Annotated in this window: 14 protein-coding genes, 2 tRNA genes and 1 pseudogene; 2 read left to right on the forward strand and 15 right to left on the reverse strand. The window is 71.4% G+C overall.

Annotation, left to right across the window (positions count from 1 at the left end):
• Positions 1-81: 81 nt before the first annotated feature.
• Positions 82-813, reverse strand: coding sequence for a DUF881 domain-containing protein (locus AB0D08_RS18560; protein WP_233289024.1), 732 nt, complete (start codon positions 811-813; stop codon positions 82-84).
• Between the two features lie 238 nt (positions 814-1,051).
• On the opposite strand from AB0D08_RS18560, the gene crgA reads away from it, so the two are divergent.
• Positions 1,052-1,303, forward strand: coding sequence for a cell division protein CrgA (gene crgA / locus AB0D08_RS18565; RefSeq protein ID WP_033820434.1), 252 nt, complete (start codon positions 1,052-1,054; stop codon positions 1,301-1,303).
• A 272-nt stretch (positions 1,304-1,575) separates the two neighbouring features.
• Here crgA and AB0D08_RS18570 read toward each other — a convergent pair whose 3' ends face one another.
• Both AB0D08_RS18570 and AB0D08_RS18575 read right to left on the reverse strand, forming a co-directional pair.
• Entirely contained in the window at positions 1,576-2,478 is a 903-nt protein-coding gene (locus AB0D08_RS18570; protein ID WP_359889958.1) for a rhomboid family intramembrane serine protease, read from the reverse strand.
• An 81-nt stretch (positions 2,479-2,559) separates the two neighbouring features.
• Positions 2,560-3,084 (reverse strand): peptidylprolyl isomerase, encoded by a 525-nt coding sequence (locus AB0D08_RS18575; protein ID WP_033822851.1) that lies wholly within the window; start codon positions 3,082-3,084, stop codon positions 2,560-2,562.
• A 155-nt stretch (positions 3,085-3,239) separates the two neighbouring features.
• On the opposite strand from AB0D08_RS18575, the gene AB0D08_RS18580 reads away from it, so the two are divergent.
• Complete coding sequence (locus AB0D08_RS18580) at positions 3,240-4,133, forward strand: DUF5324 family protein (RefSeq protein WP_051813453.1); 894 nt, start codon at positions 3,240-3,242, stop codon at positions 4,131-4,133.
• A gap of 87 nt (positions 4,134-4,220) precedes the next feature.
• Here AB0D08_RS18580 and AB0D08_RS18585 read toward each other — a convergent pair.
• The 12 genes and pseudogenes from AB0D08_RS18585 to AB0D08_RS18640 all read right to left on the reverse strand — a co-directional run.
• Positions 4,221-4,293 (reverse strand) — tRNA-Ala (locus AB0D08_RS18585).
• Between the two features lie 160 nt (positions 4,294-4,453).
• Complete coding sequence (locus tag AB0D08_RS18590; RefSeq protein ID WP_014137031.1) at positions 4,454-4,582, reverse strand: DLW-39 family protein; 129 nt, start codon at positions 4,580-4,582, stop codon at positions 4,454-4,456.
• Between the two features lie 153 nt (positions 4,583-4,735).
• Positions 4,736-5,152: a DUF6191 domain-containing protein gene (locus tag AB0D08_RS18595; protein ID WP_359889961.1), complete on the reverse strand. Its 417-nt coding sequence runs from the start codon at positions 5,150-5,152 to the stop codon at positions 4,736-4,738.
• Positions 5,153-5,232: 80 nt separating this feature from the next.
• Positions 5,233-5,973, reverse strand: coding sequence for a hypothetical protein (locus AB0D08_RS18600; protein ID WP_033822852.1), 741 nt, complete (start codon positions 5,971-5,973; stop codon positions 5,233-5,235).
• A 595-nt stretch (positions 5,974-6,568) separates the two neighbouring features.
• Positions 6,569-6,642, reverse strand: a tRNA-Ile gene (locus AB0D08_RS18605).
• 16 nt (positions 6,643-6,658) lie between these two features.
• Positions 6,659-8,062: a cyclopropane-fatty-acyl-phospholipid synthase family protein gene (locus AB0D08_RS18610; RefSeq protein ID WP_359889964.1), complete on the reverse strand. Its 1,404-nt coding sequence runs from the start codon at positions 8,060-8,062 to the stop codon at positions 6,659-6,661.
• A gap of 281 nt (positions 8,063-8,343) precedes the next feature.
• A complete protein-coding gene (locus AB0D08_RS18615) occupies positions 8,344-9,036 on the reverse strand; it encodes a DUF3566 domain-containing protein (protein ID WP_359889965.1) in 693 nt (230 codons plus the stop codon).
• Positions 9,037-9,178: 142 nt separating this feature from the next.
• Entirely contained in the window at positions 9,179-11,716 is a 2,538-nt protein-coding gene (gyrA, locus tag AB0D08_RS18620) for a DNA gyrase subunit A (protein ID WP_051813458.1), read from the reverse strand.
• Between the two features lie 124 nt (positions 11,717-11,840).
• Complete coding sequence (gene gyrB, locus AB0D08_RS18625) at positions 11,841-13,841, reverse strand: DNA topoisomerase (ATP-hydrolyzing) subunit B (protein ID WP_199520425.1); 2,001 nt, start codon at positions 13,839-13,841, stop codon at positions 11,841-11,843.
• Positions 13,842-14,109: 268 nt separating this feature from the next.
• The gene (locus tag AB0D08_RS18630) at positions 14,110-14,622 is read right to left on the reverse strand and encodes a DciA family protein (protein WP_033822855.1); all 513 of its coding nucleotides are present in this window, start codon (positions 14,620-14,622) and stop codon (positions 14,110-14,112) included.
• 82 nt (positions 14,623-14,704) lie between these two features.
• Entirely contained in the window at positions 14,705-15,838 is a 1,134-nt protein-coding gene (gene recF, locus AB0D08_RS18635) for a DNA replication/repair protein RecF (RefSeq protein ID WP_359889969.1), read from the reverse strand.
• A 42-nt stretch (positions 15,839-15,880) separates the two neighbouring features.
• Positions 15,881-16,129, reverse strand: a pseudogene (locus AB0D08_RS18640) (6-phosphogluconate dehydrogenase); the annotation flags it as partial.

Genomic DNA, 16,129 nt, shown 5'->3' on the forward strand with positions numbered 1-16,129 from the left:
AGACCGCCACCCGGTTCCGTATCGCGCTTATACCGGGGTGGACAACGGCGGGGCGGGCTCCGGTTCCCGGCAGCCGCGGCCCTACTGGCCCTCGGCCGAGCGCAGGTCGGCGGAGCCGGCGTAGCCGGGCAGCGTTAGGTCGGTGTTCTCCTGCACCTTCCAGCCGAGGCCGTACGCGACCACGTACTGCAGGTAGCGGCGGATCGCCGGGTCGGTGTCGACGGCGGAGCGCAGCGCGTCGGTCTTCCCGACCGCCTTGATCACGTACGGCGGGGAGTAGACCCGGCCCTGGAGCAGCAGGGTGTTGCCGACGCAGCGCACCGCGCTGGTCGAGATCAGCCGCTGGTCCATCACCTGGATGCCCTCGGCGCCGCCCCGCCACAGCGCGTTTACCACGGCCTGGATGTCCTGCTGGTGGATGACCAGGTCGTTGACGTCCGGCTCGGGGACGCCGGGGATCCGGGCGGTGGCGTTCGGCGGGGCGTCGTTGAGGGTGACCGTCAGCCCGGGACCGCGCAGCGTCTCCAGGGCGGCGGCCTGCTGGAGCGCGTCGAGCCGCTGGGTGTCGGCGGGTCCGCCCTGCTGCTGGGCGAAGGCGTCGGTGCGGTCCTGGAGCTCGCCGACCTGGGCCTGCAGTTGCTGGTTCTGCGCGCTGCGCTCGCGTATCACGTCGCTGAGCTTGAGCAGCGAGTTGTCGGTGCGCAGATCGGTGCCCTGGGCGGTCTGGGCGCTGATGTAGAAGAGCAGTCCGGCGAGTGCGAAGACGGCGCAGGTCAGGGCACGTCCGACAATTCGGGTCCGGCCGGGGCGCACGGAGCCGGGCTCTGGGGGAATCGTGGAATTCGGCACCGTACCCTTATCTCCTTAAGACCCGGCGAGCCACTACGCTAACGGACGCCGGTGGCATGTGCGGAGTGCTGGTCCCGGCACGACGACGGGGTTCCCCGCGTGCGTGCCGGCCGACGGCCTCCCGTACGGATCCGGCTCCCACAGCCGCCCGCTTTCCCGCTGCACCCCGCGCGGTCACAGCGCATCGACAGGAGAGTCCCTCGTGCCGAAGTCCCGAGTCCGCAAGAAGGACGAGTACACCCCGCCGTCCTCGGCGACCGCGGTGAAGATCAGCTCAGGCCGGAGCTGGGTCGCCCCGCTCATGCTGGCGTTCTTCCTGATCGGCCTGGTCTGGATCGTCACGTACTACGTGACCAGTGGCGGCTGGCCGGTGGCGAGCTGGGGCAACTGGAACATTCTGGCCGGTTTCGGCTTCATCGCGGCGGGCTTCGGCGTCTCCACCCAGTGGAAGTAGGCCACGGCCGCCCTCCCGTCCGGCCCGGCACCGCCTCGGAGTGATCCCGGGGCGGTGTTTCGGCACGCCCGGACGTAGCCCGACCATCTGTTTATCCACACAGTTATCCACACTGGGGAAAAGTCCGTCCCGCCTGTGGATAACTCACCGGCGGCAACCCGCTCGAACAGCCCGGAACGGCTATCGAATTCCCAGCTGGACGCGCGTAGACCAGACCCCCCCGAACGGCTGTGCACACCCGCTGTGCACACCCGCACGCCCACTGTGGACAACTACCCGCCGAGCCGGGCCGTCCCCAGCACCAGGGTCACCAGCACCAGCGCCAGCAGGCCCGCCGCCGTCAACCCCTGGACCAGCCCGCGGTGCCCCCGTGGGGCGTACACCAGCCCCACCGCCATGACGCCGCCCGCCACCAGGCCGCCGATGTGCGCCCGCCAGTCGATCCAGCTCAGCGAGAACGTCACCACCAGGTTGAACACCAGCAGCGCCACCACCGGCCCCATCGGCGCCCGGTTGCGGTGCACCAGCACCACCGTCGCCCCCAGCAGCCCGAAGATCGCCCCGGAGGCCCCCACCGAGTAGAGCGCGCCGCCGGACACCAGGAACGCCAGCGCGTTGCCGGCCAGCCCCGAGAGCAGGTACAGGCCGAGGAACCGCCCCCGGCCCAGCGCCCGTTCCAGCGGCGGTCCGAGCACCAGCAGGCTGACCATGTTGGTCGCCAGGTGTGCGAAGCCCGCGTGCACGAACATCGCGGTCAGCAGCCGGTACCACTGGTCGGGGCCCTCGGCCACGCCGATCGACAGCCCGGGCACCGGCACGTAGCTGTACAGCCCGAGCCGCTGCTGCCAGGCCGGCGCCAGGTACTGGGTGAACAGGAAGACCAGGACGTTCAGCCCGGCCAGCGCGGCCGTCACCGGCGCGCCCGCCACCAGGGCCCGGCCGCCCGGGCGGGCGGAGACCGGCCGCTGCGGCCGCGCCCCGGCGCCCACGCACTCCGGGCACTGGAAGCCCACCGCGGCGGCGGTCATGCACTCCGGGCAGACCGGCCGGCCGCAGCGCGTGCAGGCCACGCCGGTCTCCCGCTCCGGATGCCGGTAGCAGCCGCGCAGGCCGCCGCCGCTGCCGGACCCCGGCCCCTGACCTGGCTCCGGGCCTTCGGACGAGCCGGAAAGCATCCGGTACCTCCACCTCATGACGGATCCCGGCCGCCCACCGCGAAGGGGGCGCCGGGACCGTCCAGGCTACGCCGTACCGGCTCAGCCGCGGGTGATGACCACGGACTCGATCACGACGTCCTCCAGCGGGCGGTCGCCCGGGCGGGTGGGCGCCTTGGAGATCTGCTCGACGATGGCCTGGCTGGCCGGGTCGACGACCTCGCCGAAGATGGTGTGCTTGTTGGTCAGCCAGGTGGTCGGCGTGACCGTGATGAAGAACTGCGAACCGTTGGTGCCCGGGCCGGCGTTGGCCATGGCGAGCAGGAACGGCTTGGTGAACGCGAGGTCCGGGTGGAACTCGTCGGCGAACTTGTAGCCCGGGCCACCGGTACCGGTGCCCAGCGGGTCACCGCCCTGGATCATGAAGTCACCGATGACGCGGTGGAAGATCGTGCCGTCGTACAGCGGCGCGTTCGACTTCTGGCCGGTGTTGGGGTCGACCCACTCGCGAGCGCCCTCGGCCAGCTCCACGAAGTTCGCCACCGTCTTCGGGGCGTGGTTCGGGAAGAGCTTGACCACGATGTCACCGCGGTTGGTCTTCAGGGTGGCGGTCAGGTCCTCGGCCACGGAATGCCTTCCTCTCTCCAGTGTCACTAACACCATGAATCATCCCACGCGACCCGCGGACGGCTCAGCCCGGCGTGCTCGGCGACAGAACAGCATGCATGATCTCCAAACAGGTGGAAAGGTGCATAAAGGATGCCACCGAGGAGGAGAAGCTCGTGACCCGTTTGGACTCAGCGCGCGACACCGCCGGCCGGACGAAGGAAACCCTCACGCCGTACGCCGTCACCGCCAAGGAGACCGCCCTGTACTACGCCGACGGGGCGAAGCAGCTGCTCGCACCCCGGATCGAGGCGCTCGGTCCGATGGCGGCGGCCGCCGGCGCCCAGGCCAGGACCGGCGCCGCCGACGCCGCGCACGCCGCCCGCACCCAGTACACCAAGCACCTCGCACCGCAGCTGGAGCACGCATTCGCCGGTCTCCCCCCGGGCGCCCAGCAGACCACGCTCAAGGCCGTGCACCGCGCCCAGGAGGCCGCGCTGGCGGCCAAGCTGGCCGCGGCCAGGACGGGCCAGCAGGCCAGGACCACACTGGTCCCCAAGGTCACCGAGGCGGTCGGTACGGCCAAGGCCACCGTCACCCCACTGGCCCAGGAGGCCCACACCAGGGGCACCGCGGCGCTGACCGCCCTGCAGGGGCACGTGACGGCGTCCGAGATCAGCGATCTGGCGGCGAAGAACATCAAGAAGGAGAACCGGCACGGCTGGGCCACCGGTCTCGCGGTGGCCGGCACCGTGGCCATCGGCAGCGGCGTGCTGATCTGGCAGTGGTACCGCAAGCAGAGCAACCCCGAGTGGCTGGTCGAACCCCCGGCGCCGCAGTCCGGCGGCGCGGCCACCGGCGCGGCCGGCTCCGCACCCGCACCGGCCGACGGCGACGCCACGCTGGTCAACGGGTCGACCCCGACGGGCTCTTCGGCGGGCGCCTCGGGCGGCCCGCACCACCGCCCGGCCGACCCGTCGGCCGCCGACGGCGCCCCGCACCCCGGCCCGGCCGAGCCGAAGCCCGGCGACGAACGCCCGAAGCCGCACGACCCGCGCAAACCGCACTGAGCCACCGCCTCCGGCCCGGCGCCCCGCGGCCCGGAGACGCGAAACGGCCGCCGACCTGACGGACAGGTCGGCGGCCGTTTCGAACTGTGGAGCTTAGGAGATTCGAACTCCTGACATCTGCCATGCAAAGACAGCGCTCTACCAACTGAGCTAAAGCCCCGGGCACTGGGCATAAGCGTACCTGCTCCCGCGGCGAATCCCGCGCGGGAGGGCAGCGCCGCCCGGTGTGCGCTCCGAGGAGCGCGGACCGGCCCCGGCGGGAATGCCGGGACCGACCCGAGGGAGGCCGCCGGGCGGCCTCCGGAAGATCGTCTGCGGCCTCAGCGGCCGGCCGGGACCGGGTCGGTGGCCTCGGTCCACAGGTCCTGCTCGGCGCGGTCCGCCTGGACCTGACGGTAGACAAAGAAGCCGCCGAGGGCGACCAGGGCGACCAGGAGGAGCTTCTTCACCGCGGGACCTCGTCCTTCTTGCTTGCAGTATCGGAACGCCGGCCCGCCTTCCCGACCGGGAGGCACCACCCACGAACCCTTTGGTGTACGAGCACGAACCAGCGGTCGGGCTGGAGACCGCCTTGCGGCCGATGATACACACCGGTAACCCGTTCAAGAGCTGCCAGTGCCCGGTCCAACCGGCCGATCCGAACCCATGATTGACGCCGCGCCTTCTGTCGTACGGTGTGCCCGGCCGGCCTGCGCAGGGCGTACCACCGCCGTTCCGGCCACCAGATCGATCCTGGTCCGTGGCGGGGCACCCTCGCCCTCCTCGTCCCGCAGCATCAGGGTCGAGCCCCGCTGGTCCAGTTCGTGCTGCTTGCCGGCCGCGAACTGGGCGTGCAGCTGCTCGAACCCGGTCGCCGAGATCTGACCCTCGCGGCCGGTACCGCGCCAGGGGATCCACCGGGTCCGGCTGGCACGCAGGGCGAGCTGGTCGACGATGCCCACCAGGACCAACGCGCACACCAGACCGGGGATGCTCATCGCCCAGAACACCGCCACCGGATCCTCCTCCTCGCCGGACACCACCCCCCATCCTGCGCGCCCGCCGCGGGGGACGGAAGGGCCGGTGCGGCAGCCGCGCACCGCACCGGCCCCGTGACGGCCTACCGCCGCCGGCGCCCGCGCTGGACGGTCACGTCCAGCCGCAGGACCCGCAGGTCCTCGCGGACCGCCCGCAGGTCGTCACCGTGCCGGCAGAGCCGCTGCCCGATCGCCGCGATCACCCGGTCGCCGGCGTCGAGCCGGCGCTCGATCGAGAGCAGCCGCAGCTCCACCGGGTCGAACGGGTGCTCCCCGTCGATCCGGCGCTGCCACTCCCGGGCCGCCGGGTCGGCCACCGTGCGCTCGTACTCGTCCCAGCGCAGCCCGCTCCACGGCCGCGGCCGGGCCCGGAACGCCCGGACCCACGGACCGGTCTCCCCGGCCCGCCAGTGGCCCTCGGCGGCGTCCAGCAACTCCTGCCGCACGGCCCGGGCGACCTCGCTGTCCCGCAGCAGCATCGCCACGTTCAGCACGGCCCGCCGGGGCAGGACGGTGAGCCCCGAACGGGCCTGTGGATAACTTCCGGAAAAGAGTGACATCGTGTCACTCTTAAAAGTTTCCAGGTCAGCGCCTCGGAGCACGCGCGCGCCGCTGGCCGCCAGCTCCTTGCGGTGGCGGACCAGCAGCTGCCGGATGACCTCCTCGCCCACCTCGAAGTAGTCGGCGGCCATCCGGACGGTCACGTGCAGACCGTCCGGGAGCAGGGTGAGCGCCTTGACCTTGTCGAGCGCCTCGGTGCGGCCCTCGAGCTGCCGGCCGAGCTCGCGGCGCAGCGTCGGGGATTCGAGCACGACGGATTCCATGGACACGGGAATGCCCTCCATGGTCGGAGTGGATCGTGGACCGCCACGTCACCCGGGGCGTACGGGGCCGGACTTCCGCCGGCCGGAACAGAGGTCGCACACGTCCACAGATCCAATGACCGGTCCCGTCGACCGGCTATCCCCGACTTCACAGGAGTTTCGAGTCGCCCATTCCAAGATGCCTCTGCGCATCCTGTCCAACGAGCCTCCGCGCCGGAGGTCACGGCCCCGGGCGGACCGGCACTGCTACCGGTCCACGAAGACCAGTACGCCGCCGACCGTCACGACGAGGACCAGCAGCCAGCACCACGGCTCCGGCGATCAGCGCGGCCACCACGCCGCTCACCGCGAGGCCCCAGCGGGCCACCCGCTCGCCCCGTTCGACCTCGGCCACGTAGTCGCGGTCCTCGCGAGCACTATCGGTGGCCCCCGTCGGTTCCGACCCCATCGCCCTGCTCCCTCCCCCGGCGCCCGGCCGGCCCGTGTGACGAGCGCCACTCGGAGACCGGCAGGGCGGGCCGTGCAACATTGCCGATCTCGGAGCAGGAAGAGCAGAAGGCCCCGGTCACTGGGTGACCGGGGCCTTCTTTGCAGGTGGGCCTAACAGGACTTGAACCTGTGGCCTCTTCCTTATCAGGGAAGCGCTCTAACCGTCTGAGCTATAGGCCCTTGCCGCACTGAAAGATTAGCGGACCGAGCGCCGATCTCCCAAATCCGTATCCGCGGCCCCCTCGGGGGCGGGTGCGGAGCGGTGCAGCTCAGGGTCGCCGGCCGGGCCGGGCGCGGCTGCCAGCCACTGGCCGCGGGTGGCCGGCAGGCCGCTGCGGCCGACGGAGGTGGTGCGGACGGCGAGCACCTGGTTGATCCCGATCCGGTTCTGCTCGAAGGCCAGCGCCGAGGCCGCCATGTAGAGCCGCCAGACCCGGGCCCGGCCCCGGCCGACCAGCCGGACCGCCTCCGGCCAGTGCGCCTCCAGGTTGGCCACCCACTCGCGCAGCGTCAGGCCGTAGTGCTCGCGCAGCGACTCCACGTCCCGTACCTCGAAGCCCGCGTCCTCCAGCAGCCCGACCGTGCTGCCCACCGGGGACAGCTCGCCGTCGGGGAAGACGTACCGGTCGATGAACGGGCTCGGCCGGTACCGCTCGCCGGGCAGCTCCGGGCGCCGGGCGATCTGGTGGTTGAGCAGCCGGCTGCCGGGGGCCAGCAGGCCGTACAGGCCGGTGGCGTAGGTCAGGTACTGGGCGGACCCGACGTGCTCGGCCATGCCGACGCTGGAGATCGCGTCGAAGGGCCCGTCGGGGACCTCCCGGTAGTCCTGCAGCCGGATCTCGATCCGGTCGCCCAGTCCGGCCTCGGCGACCCGGCCTCGGGCCAGCTCGACCTGTTCGACGGAGATGGACACCCCGACCGCCGTGACGCCGTAGTGCCGGGCCGCGTGCAGCACCAGCGAGCCCCAGCCGCAGCCCACGTCGAGCAGCCGCATCCCGGGACGCAGGCCCAGCTTGCGGCAGATCAGGTCGAGCTTGGCCTCCTGGGCGTCCTCCAGGCTCTTCGCCTCGGGCGTCCAGTAGGCGCACGAGTAGACCATGCTGGAGCCCAGCACGAGGCGGTAGAAGTCGTTCCCGACGTCGTAGTGGTGGCTGATCGCGGCCCGGTCCCGGCGGCGGCTGTGCAGGCGCCCGCGGGGGCGGACGGCCTCCTCGGGCGGCGGGGCGGGCTGCGGGCCGACGGCGCCGATCCGGACCAGGGTGGCGAGCAGTTCGCGGCCGTGCGGCCCGAACACATCGGTGACGCCGAGGTCGAGCTGGCGGATCCGGGGATGCTCGGCGAGCTCCGCGACGACGGACAGCACCTCGTAGAGGTCGGTGTCCGGGGCGAGTTCGAGGTCGCCGGAGACGTAGGCGCGGGCCAGGCCCAGCTCGCCGGGCTGCCAGAGCAGCCGTCTGGCGGCCCGGCGGCTGCGCAGCACCAGGGTGGGCGCGCCCGGTGGTCCGGCGACACTGCCGTCCCAGCCCTGGATCCGCAGCGGGAGCCGCACCCCGAGCAGCCCCTCCACCGCACCGATCAGTTGTGTTGCGACCTCAGCCATGACGGGCCTCCGACCAGCCGTAACAGCTCCACCGCTTGCGTTCTCCACCGTGCCGCCGTGCCGGCGCGACGCTGCGCCGGTGACAATGGCTGCCCGGTCGGCGCGGGGGCTAATCCCCGTGTCCGCCAACCCGGTCCACTTATCCACGGGCGCCCGCGGGCGGTCCCGGCGGCACGCTGGCGGGGCGGCCGCCGTCACCCGAACGCGGGTACCGACGCCGACGGGCCCCGAAGGCTGGAACAGCCTTCGGGGCCCGTCGATTCCGCGCGGGTGACCGGGTGTCAGTCCTCCTCGGCCAGGGTCAGCTCGATACCGCCGGTGAAGCCGGCCGCGGTGTTGTAGATGAACGCCGACAGCGTGGCCAGCGCGGTCATCAGGACCACGTCCACCACCGAGATCAGGATGGTGAACATCATGACCCGGCCGAAGCCGATGTAGTCCATCAGGTTGAAGCTGCCGGCGCTGTCGTTGCCGGTGACGTCGCTCAGGGTGCTGCTCAGCGAGTCGAAGACGCCGAGGCCGTCCAGGGTCATCCAGAGCACCGCGGCCGCGACGATCATGATCACGCCGACCGCCAGCGACAGCAGGAAGCTGACCTTCATCACCGACCAGGGGTCGGCCTTGGTGATCCGCAGCCGCGCCTTGCGGGTGCGGATGCCGCCCTGCGCCGCCGGGGGAGTGCCGGGACGGCGTGCGGCGCCGGGCGGGACCCGGGTGCCGCGGGCCGGGGTCGGCTGCCCCTTGGCGTACGTGGTCGGCGTGGAGAAGCCGTCCGCGGCCGCGCCGCCCTGCGGGGCGGCCGCCGGCTGGCCGCCGTATCCCGCGGTGCCGGCCTGCCCGGCTGCACCGACCGGCGGCATCAGCGAGGTGGAGGCCGCCGCCGGGTGCTCGGTCGGACGGGGCGGCACTCCGCCGTACGGCGTGCCGCCCGGCAGCCCGCCCGTGGCACCTCCAGCACCCGTGGCTCCACTCACCCTGGTCCTCCTGCAGTTCCCGCCAGGTCGGCGGTCCGCCCTGGTCATCGCTTCCGGTCCGGCCGCGGCCGTCTGGCCGCCGCCGGTGCGCGGTCCGGTGCCCGTCCCCGGCTGGGGCGGGCACCGGACCGCGGGTGGGAGGTCAGGCCTGGTCGGCCGCGCCACCCTCCGTCGTCGTGCCGTCCTCGGCGGCGGGCGCCTGGGCCACGGCCCCGGCTGCCTCGTCCTCCGAGGTCTCCTCGTCCTCCGCCTCCGCGTTGCGGGCCATGCCCACCACCGCGTCGCGCTTTCCGAGGTTGATCAGTTGGACGCCCATCGTGTCACGTCCGGTTTCACGGACTTCGGAAACCCGGGTCCGAATCACGCCACCGGAGAGCGTGATGGCCATGATCTCGTCGGTCTCCTCGACGACCAGTGCCCCGACCAGCGAGCCCCGGCCCTCGACGATCTTCGCCGCCTTGATACCGAAACCACCACGTCCCTGCACACGGTACTCGTCGACCGAGGTCCGCTTGGCGTAGCCGCCATCGGTGGCGGTGAAGACGAAGGTGTCCGGCCGGATCGAGTTCATCGACAGCAGCTCGTCGTCCTCGCGGAAGGACATGCCCTTCACGCCCGAGGTGGCCCGGCTCATCGGCCGCAGCGCCTCGTCGGTGGCGGTGAAGCGGATCGACTGCGCCTTCTTGGAGATCAGCAGCAGGTCGTCCTCGGCGGAGACCAGCTCGGCACCGATCAGCTCGTCGTCCCGGCCGTCCTCGTCCTGTCGCAGGTTGATCGCGATCAGGCCGCCGGAGCGCGGCGAGTCGTAGTCCTTCAGCCGGGACTTCTTGACCAGGCCGTTGCGGGTGGCGAGCACCAGGTACGGCTTGTCCTCGTAGGTGCGCACCGCCATCACCTGGGCGATGTGCTCCTCCGGCTGGAAGGCCAACAGGTTGGCGACGTGCTGGCCGCGGGCGTCGCGGCCGGCGTCCGGCAGCTCGTAGCCCTTGGCGCGGTAGACCCGGCCCTTGTTGGTGAGGAACAGGATCCAGTTGTGCGTGGTGGTCACGAAGAAGTGGTCGACGATGTCGTCCTGCTTCAGCTGCGCACCGCGCACGCCCTTGCCGCCGCGCTTCTGCGAGCGGTAGAGGTCGGAGCGGGTGCGCTTGACGTAGCCGCCGCGGGTGATCGTGACGACGATGTTCTCCTCGGCGATCAGGTCCTCGATCGAGAGGTCGCCGTCGGAGGGGATCAGGGTGGAGCGCCGCTCGTCGCCGTACTTCTCGACGATCGCGGTGAGCTCCTCGGAGATGATCTCCCGCTGGCGGGCGGGGGAGGCGAGGATCGCGTTGTACTCGTTGATCTTCGCCTGCAGCTCGTCGTGCTCGCTCAGGATGCGCGCGCTCTCCAGGGCGGCGAGCCGGCGCAGCTGCATCTCCAGGATCGCGTTGGCCTGCAGCTCGTCGATCTGGAGCAGGTTCATCAGGCCGCTGCGGGCGGCGTCGGCGCTCTCCGAGGCCCGGATCAGCGCGATCACCGCGTCGATCTGGTCCAGGGCCTTGAGCAGGGCGCGCAGGATGTGCGCGCGCTCCTCGGCCTTGCGCAGCCGGAAGGTGGTCCGGCGGACGATGACCTCGACCTGGTGGTTGACCCAGTGCCGGATGAAGGCGTCCAGCGAGAGCGTGCGGGGCACGCCGTCGACCAGGGCCAGCATGTTGGCGCCGAAGTTGGTCTGCAGGTCGGTGTGCTTGTAGAGGTTGTTCAGCACGACCTTGGCGACGGCGTCGCGCTTGAGCACGACGACCAGGCGCTGGCCGGTCCGGGAGGAGGACTCGTCGCGGACGTCGGCGATGCCGGCCACCCGGCCGTCCTTGACCAGGTCCGCGATCTTGAGCGCCAGGTTGTCCGGGTTCACCTGGTACGGCAGCTCGGTGACCACCAGGCACTGGCGGCCCTGGATCTCCTCGACCTCGACCACCGCGCGCATGGTGATCGAGCCGCGGCCGGTCCGGTAGGCCTCCTCGATGCCGCGGCGGCCGACGATCAGCGCACCGGTCGGGAAGTCCGGGCCCTTGATCCGCTCGACCAGGGCCTCGAGCAGCTCCTCGTTGGAGGCCTCGGGGTTCTCCAGCGCCCACAGCGCGCCGGAGGCGACCTCGCGCAGGTTGTGCGGCGGGATGTTGGTGGCCATGCCGACCGCGATGCCGGTGGCGCCGTTGATCAGCAGGTTGGGGATGCGGGCCGGCAGGACGGTCGGCTCCTGCTGGCGGCCGTCGTAGTTGGCGGCGAAGTCGACGGTCTCCTCGTCGATGTCCCGCATCATCTCCATGGCCAGCGGCATCATCTTGCACTCGGTGTACCGCATAGCGGCGGCCGGGTCGTTGCCCGGGGAACCGAAGTTGCCGTTGCCGTCGACCAGCGGCATCCGCATCGACCAGGTCTGGGCGAGGCGCACCAGGGTGTCGTAGATCGAGGTGTCGCCGTGCGGGTGGTAGTTGCCCATCACGTCGCCGACCACGCGGGCGCACTTGTAGTAGCCCTTCTCGGGCCGGTAGCCGCCGTCGTACATCGCGTACAGCACCCGGCGGTGCACCGGCTTGAGGCCGTCGCGGACCTCGGGCAGCGCGCGGCTGACGATCACGCTCATCGCGTAGTCGAGGTAGGAGCGCTGCATCTCGGTCTCGAGCTCGATCGGCTCGATCCGGACGGTGCCCTGGCTGGGGGTGTCCTCGGACTGCTCGTCGCCGTCAGGACGGTTGTCGTCGACCACTGCTGGTCAGTTTCCTTTCACGCGGGGCCTGGGACGTGGATGACCGCGGGGGTCGTCACACGTCCAGGAACCGGACGTCCTTGGCGTTGCGCTGGATGAAGGACCGGCGGGCCTCCACGTCCTCGCCCATCAGGACGGAGAACAGGTCGTCGGCCCGGGCCGCGTCCTCCAGGGTGACCTGGAGCAGCAGCCGGTGGGCGACGTCCATGGTGGTGACGCGCAGCTCCTCGGCGTTCATCTCGCCGAGACCCTTGAAGCGCTGGATGGCGTCGTCCTTCGGCAGCCGGCGGCCGGCCTCGACCCCGGCCGCGATGAGCGCGTCGCGCTCGCGGTCCGAGTAGGCGTACTCGAAGTCGTCCCGGCCCCACTTGATCTTGTACAGCGGGGGCATCGCCAGGTACACGTACCCCGACTCCACCAGCGGCCGCATGAAGCGGAACAGCAGGGTGAGCAGCAGGGTCCTGATGTGCTGTCCGTCGACGTCGGCGTCGGCCATCAGCACGATCTTGTGATAGCGGAGCTTGGACTCGTCGTAGTCCTCCTGGATGCCGCAGCCGAAGGCCGAGATCAGCGCCTGGACCTCGGTGTTCTGCAGCACCTTGTCGATCCGGGCCTTCTCGACGTTCAGGATCTTGCCGCGGATCGGGAGGATCGCCTGGGTGCGCGGGTCACGGCCCTGCTTGGCCGAGCCGCCGGCGGAGTCACCCTCGACGATGAAGATCTCGCACTCGGCCGGGTCCTTGGACTGGCAGTCGCTCAGCTTGCCCGGCAGCGAGGCGCTCTCCAGCAGGCCCTTGCGCCGGGTCAGGTCCCGGGCCTTGCGGGCCGCGACCCGGGCGGTGGCCGCCTGGATCGACTTGCGGATGATGTCCGAGCCCTCGTTGGGGTGCCGGTCCAGCCAGTCGTTCAGCTGCTCGTGCACCACCTTCTGGACGAAGGTCTTGGCCTCCGTGTTGCCCAGCTTGTCCTTGGTCTGGCCCTCGAACTGGGGCTCGCCGAGCTTGACCGAGATGATCGCGGTCAGACCCTCGCGGATGTCCTCGCCGGAGAGGTTGTCGTCCTTCTCGCGGAGCAGCTTCTTGTCCCGCGCGTAGCGGTTGACCAGGCCGGTCAGTGCCGCGCGGAAGCCCTCCTCGTGGGTGCCGCCGCCGTGGGTGTGGATGGTGTTGGCGAACGAGTAGACCCCCTCGGTGTACGAGGAGTTCCACTGCATCGCGATCTCCACCGAGATCGCCTTGTCCTTGTCCTCCGCCTCGAAGTCGATCACCGAGGGGTGGATCGGGTCGCCCTTGCGGGAGTTGAGGTGGGCGACGAAGTCCGCGATGCCGCCGTCGTACTTGTACGTGACGGTGAGCGGGCGGCCCTCCTCGTCGGCGTGCTCGGCCCGCTCGTCGGTCAGCGAGATGGTCAGGCCCTTGTTCAGGAACGCCATCTCCTGGAAGCGCCGGGAGAGCGTCTCGAAGGAGTAGACCGTGGTCTCGAAGATGTCCGGGTCGGCCCAGAACGTCACGCTGGTGCCGGTCTGCTCGGTCGCCTCGTGGCGGTCGAGCGGGGCGGTCGGCGCACCGGCCTTGTAGTCCTGGGTCCAGCGGTGGCCGTCGCGGTGGATCTCGATCGCCAGCCGGGTGGAGAGCGCGTTCACCACCGAGACGCCGACGCCGTGCAGACCGCCGGAGACGGCGTAGCCGCCGTTGCCGAACTTGCCGCCGGCGTGCAGCACGGTCAGCACGACCTCGACCGCGGGCTTGCCCTGACCGGCGACGATGTCCACCGGGATGCCGCGGCCGTTGTCGTCGACGCGGACCGCGCCGTCGGCCAGGATGGTCACGTCGATCGTGTCGGCGTACCCCGCCAGCGCCTCGTCGACGGAGTTGTCCACGACCTCGTACACCAGGTGGTGCAGGCCGCGCTCACCGGTCGAGCCGATGTACATGCCGGGGCGCTTGCGGACGGCTTCGAGGCCCTCCAGCACCGTGATGTTGCTGGCGTCGTACGACTTCTCGCCGGACTGGTCGGTGGGGTCTTGGTTCTGGCTGGGGTTGCCGGAATCGGCCACGAAGCGCCCTCTCTGGCACAGCGCGGGTCGCACGCCATCCGCTGATTCGGAGGGCCTGCGACCACGGCGTTTCGACTCGGTTGCTACGAGCAACAGTGTTTGGCTTCCAGTCTACCGGTACGACTGACAGAGAGGGGCGTTTGGCAGCCCCTGAGGGCAGATGTGCCGCCCTGAATCCCCTCTGCACATGTCCCGATACTCGACCAGGGGGCTCAGAGCCCTCACGCAGGCCGCCAGCGGTTCCGGACGAACCAGCTCCGCTCGGACCTCACCCCCAGGTGTCGCCCGGCCCCTTGCTCCCCGGCGCCCGCAGTCGCCCGTACCCCCGAACCGGGGCGTCAGGCCCCAGCACCTTGATCACCTTCACGGTGCCGTGCCCCAGCTCGTGGTTGAGCCTGGCCACCAGCTGCCGGGCCAGCAGCCGCAGCTGGGTCGCCCAGGCCGTCGAGTCGCACTGCACGGTGAGCACCGCCTCGGACTCGGCGTAGGTCTTGGGCACGCAGTGCGCCGAGATGTCCGGCCCGACGATCTGCGGCCAGCGGCCCATCACCCCGCCGACCGCGGCCGGCGCCTCCCAGCCCCGCTCGGTGATCAAACGATTCAGCGCCGCCCCCAGCGGCACCGGGTCGCGCCCGTCCGCCCGGGCGCCGCTGCGCAGACCGTGCCGCTTGGCCTCGCGCTTCTCCCGCACCTGCTCACCGCGCTGCCTGGCCTGCTCCTTCGCCGCCCGCAGCGCCACCCGCGCCAGGTCCACACCCGACAGCTCAGGCGTATCGCTCATGCGTCCCGCACCTTTCCCCAGGCTGTGGATGATCGCCCGGGTTCCAGGCGGTGGACCGTCCAGCGTACGAGGTCCGCGTGACTCACGGGTCAAGACGGGACACCGTGCCGTCCGAGACGGCGTACCGCGCCCCCGCCAGCGCCTTGGGCACGTCCTCCGGCACCGCCGCCGTCACCAGCACCTGCTCGCCCCCGGCCACCAGCTCCGCCAGCCGGTCCCGGCGCCGGGCGTCCAGCTCCGCGAACACGTCGTCCAGGATCAGCACCGGCTCCCCGCCGTCCGCCTTGAGCAGCTCGTACGAGGCCAGCCGCAGCGCCAGCGCGAACGACCAGGACTCCCCGTGGCTGGCGTAGCCCTTCGCGGGCAGCGGACCCAGCCGCAGGGTCAGCTCGTCGCGGTGCGGGCCGACCAGGGTCAGCCCGCGGGCCACCTCCTGCGGACGGGCCGCCTGCAGCGCCGCCAGCAGCTGCTCCTCGGCCTGCTCCCGGCTGGTGGGCAGCTCGCCCTCGAAGGAGCTGCGGTACTCCAGCAGGGTCTCCCCGCCACCGGGCGCGAGCTGTCCGTACGCCTGCGCCACCAGCGGCTGCAGGGCCGCCACCAGGTGGATCCGGAAGGCCGTCAACTCAGCACCGGCACGCGCCAGATGACCGTCCCAGACCTCCAGGGTGGACAGGTCGGCCGCCTTGCCGCCGCCCGCCCGGCGGGCCGTCGCCGCGGTCTTCAGCAGCGCGTTGCGCTGCTTGAGCACCCGCTCGTAGTCCTGCCGCACCCCGGCCAGCCGGGGCGCCCGGGCGGTCAGCAGCTCGTCCAGGAAGCGCCGGCGCTCCCCCGGGTCGCCCTTCACCAGGGCCAGGTCCTCGGGGGCGAACAGGACCGTCCGCAGCAGGCCCAGCACATCGCGCGGGCGGACGTTGTCGGAGCGGTTGATCCGGGCCCGGTTGGCCTTGCCCGGGGTCAGCTCCAGCTCGACCAGGGTGGTCCGGGCGTCGCGCACGATGCTGGTGCGCACCACCGCCCGCTCGGCGCCCAGGCGCACCAGCGGGGCGTCGGTGGCGACCCGGTGGCTGCCCAGGGTGGCCACGTAGCCGATGGCCTCCACCAGGTTGGTCTTGCCCTGGCCGTTGGGCCCCACGAACGCCGTGACGCCCGGGTCGAGCGGAACCTCGACCCGGGCGTAGGAGCGGAAGTCGGCGAGCGACAGGTGCGCGACATACATGGCTGGGTACTGCGCTCGCCTTCTGCGGGGATGAGCCGACGGCTACTTGGACTCGACCGCGTGGCCGCCGAACTGGTTGCGCAGCGCGGCGATCATCTTCATCTGCGGGGAGTCGTCCTGGCGGGAGGCGAAGCGGGCGAACAGCGAGGCCGTGATGGCCGGCAGCGGCACCGCGTGGTCGATCGCGGCCTCGACCGTCCAGCGGCCCTCGCCGGAGTCCGCGGCCCAGCCCTTGAGCTTGGCCAGGTGCTCGTCGTCGTCCAGCGCCCGCACGGCCAGGTCCAGCAGCCA

This window comes from Kitasatospora sp. NPDC048540, assembly GCF_040651175.1.
Taxonomy (GTDB): Bacteria; Actinomycetota; Actinomycetes; order Streptomycetales; family Streptomycetaceae; genus Kitasatospora.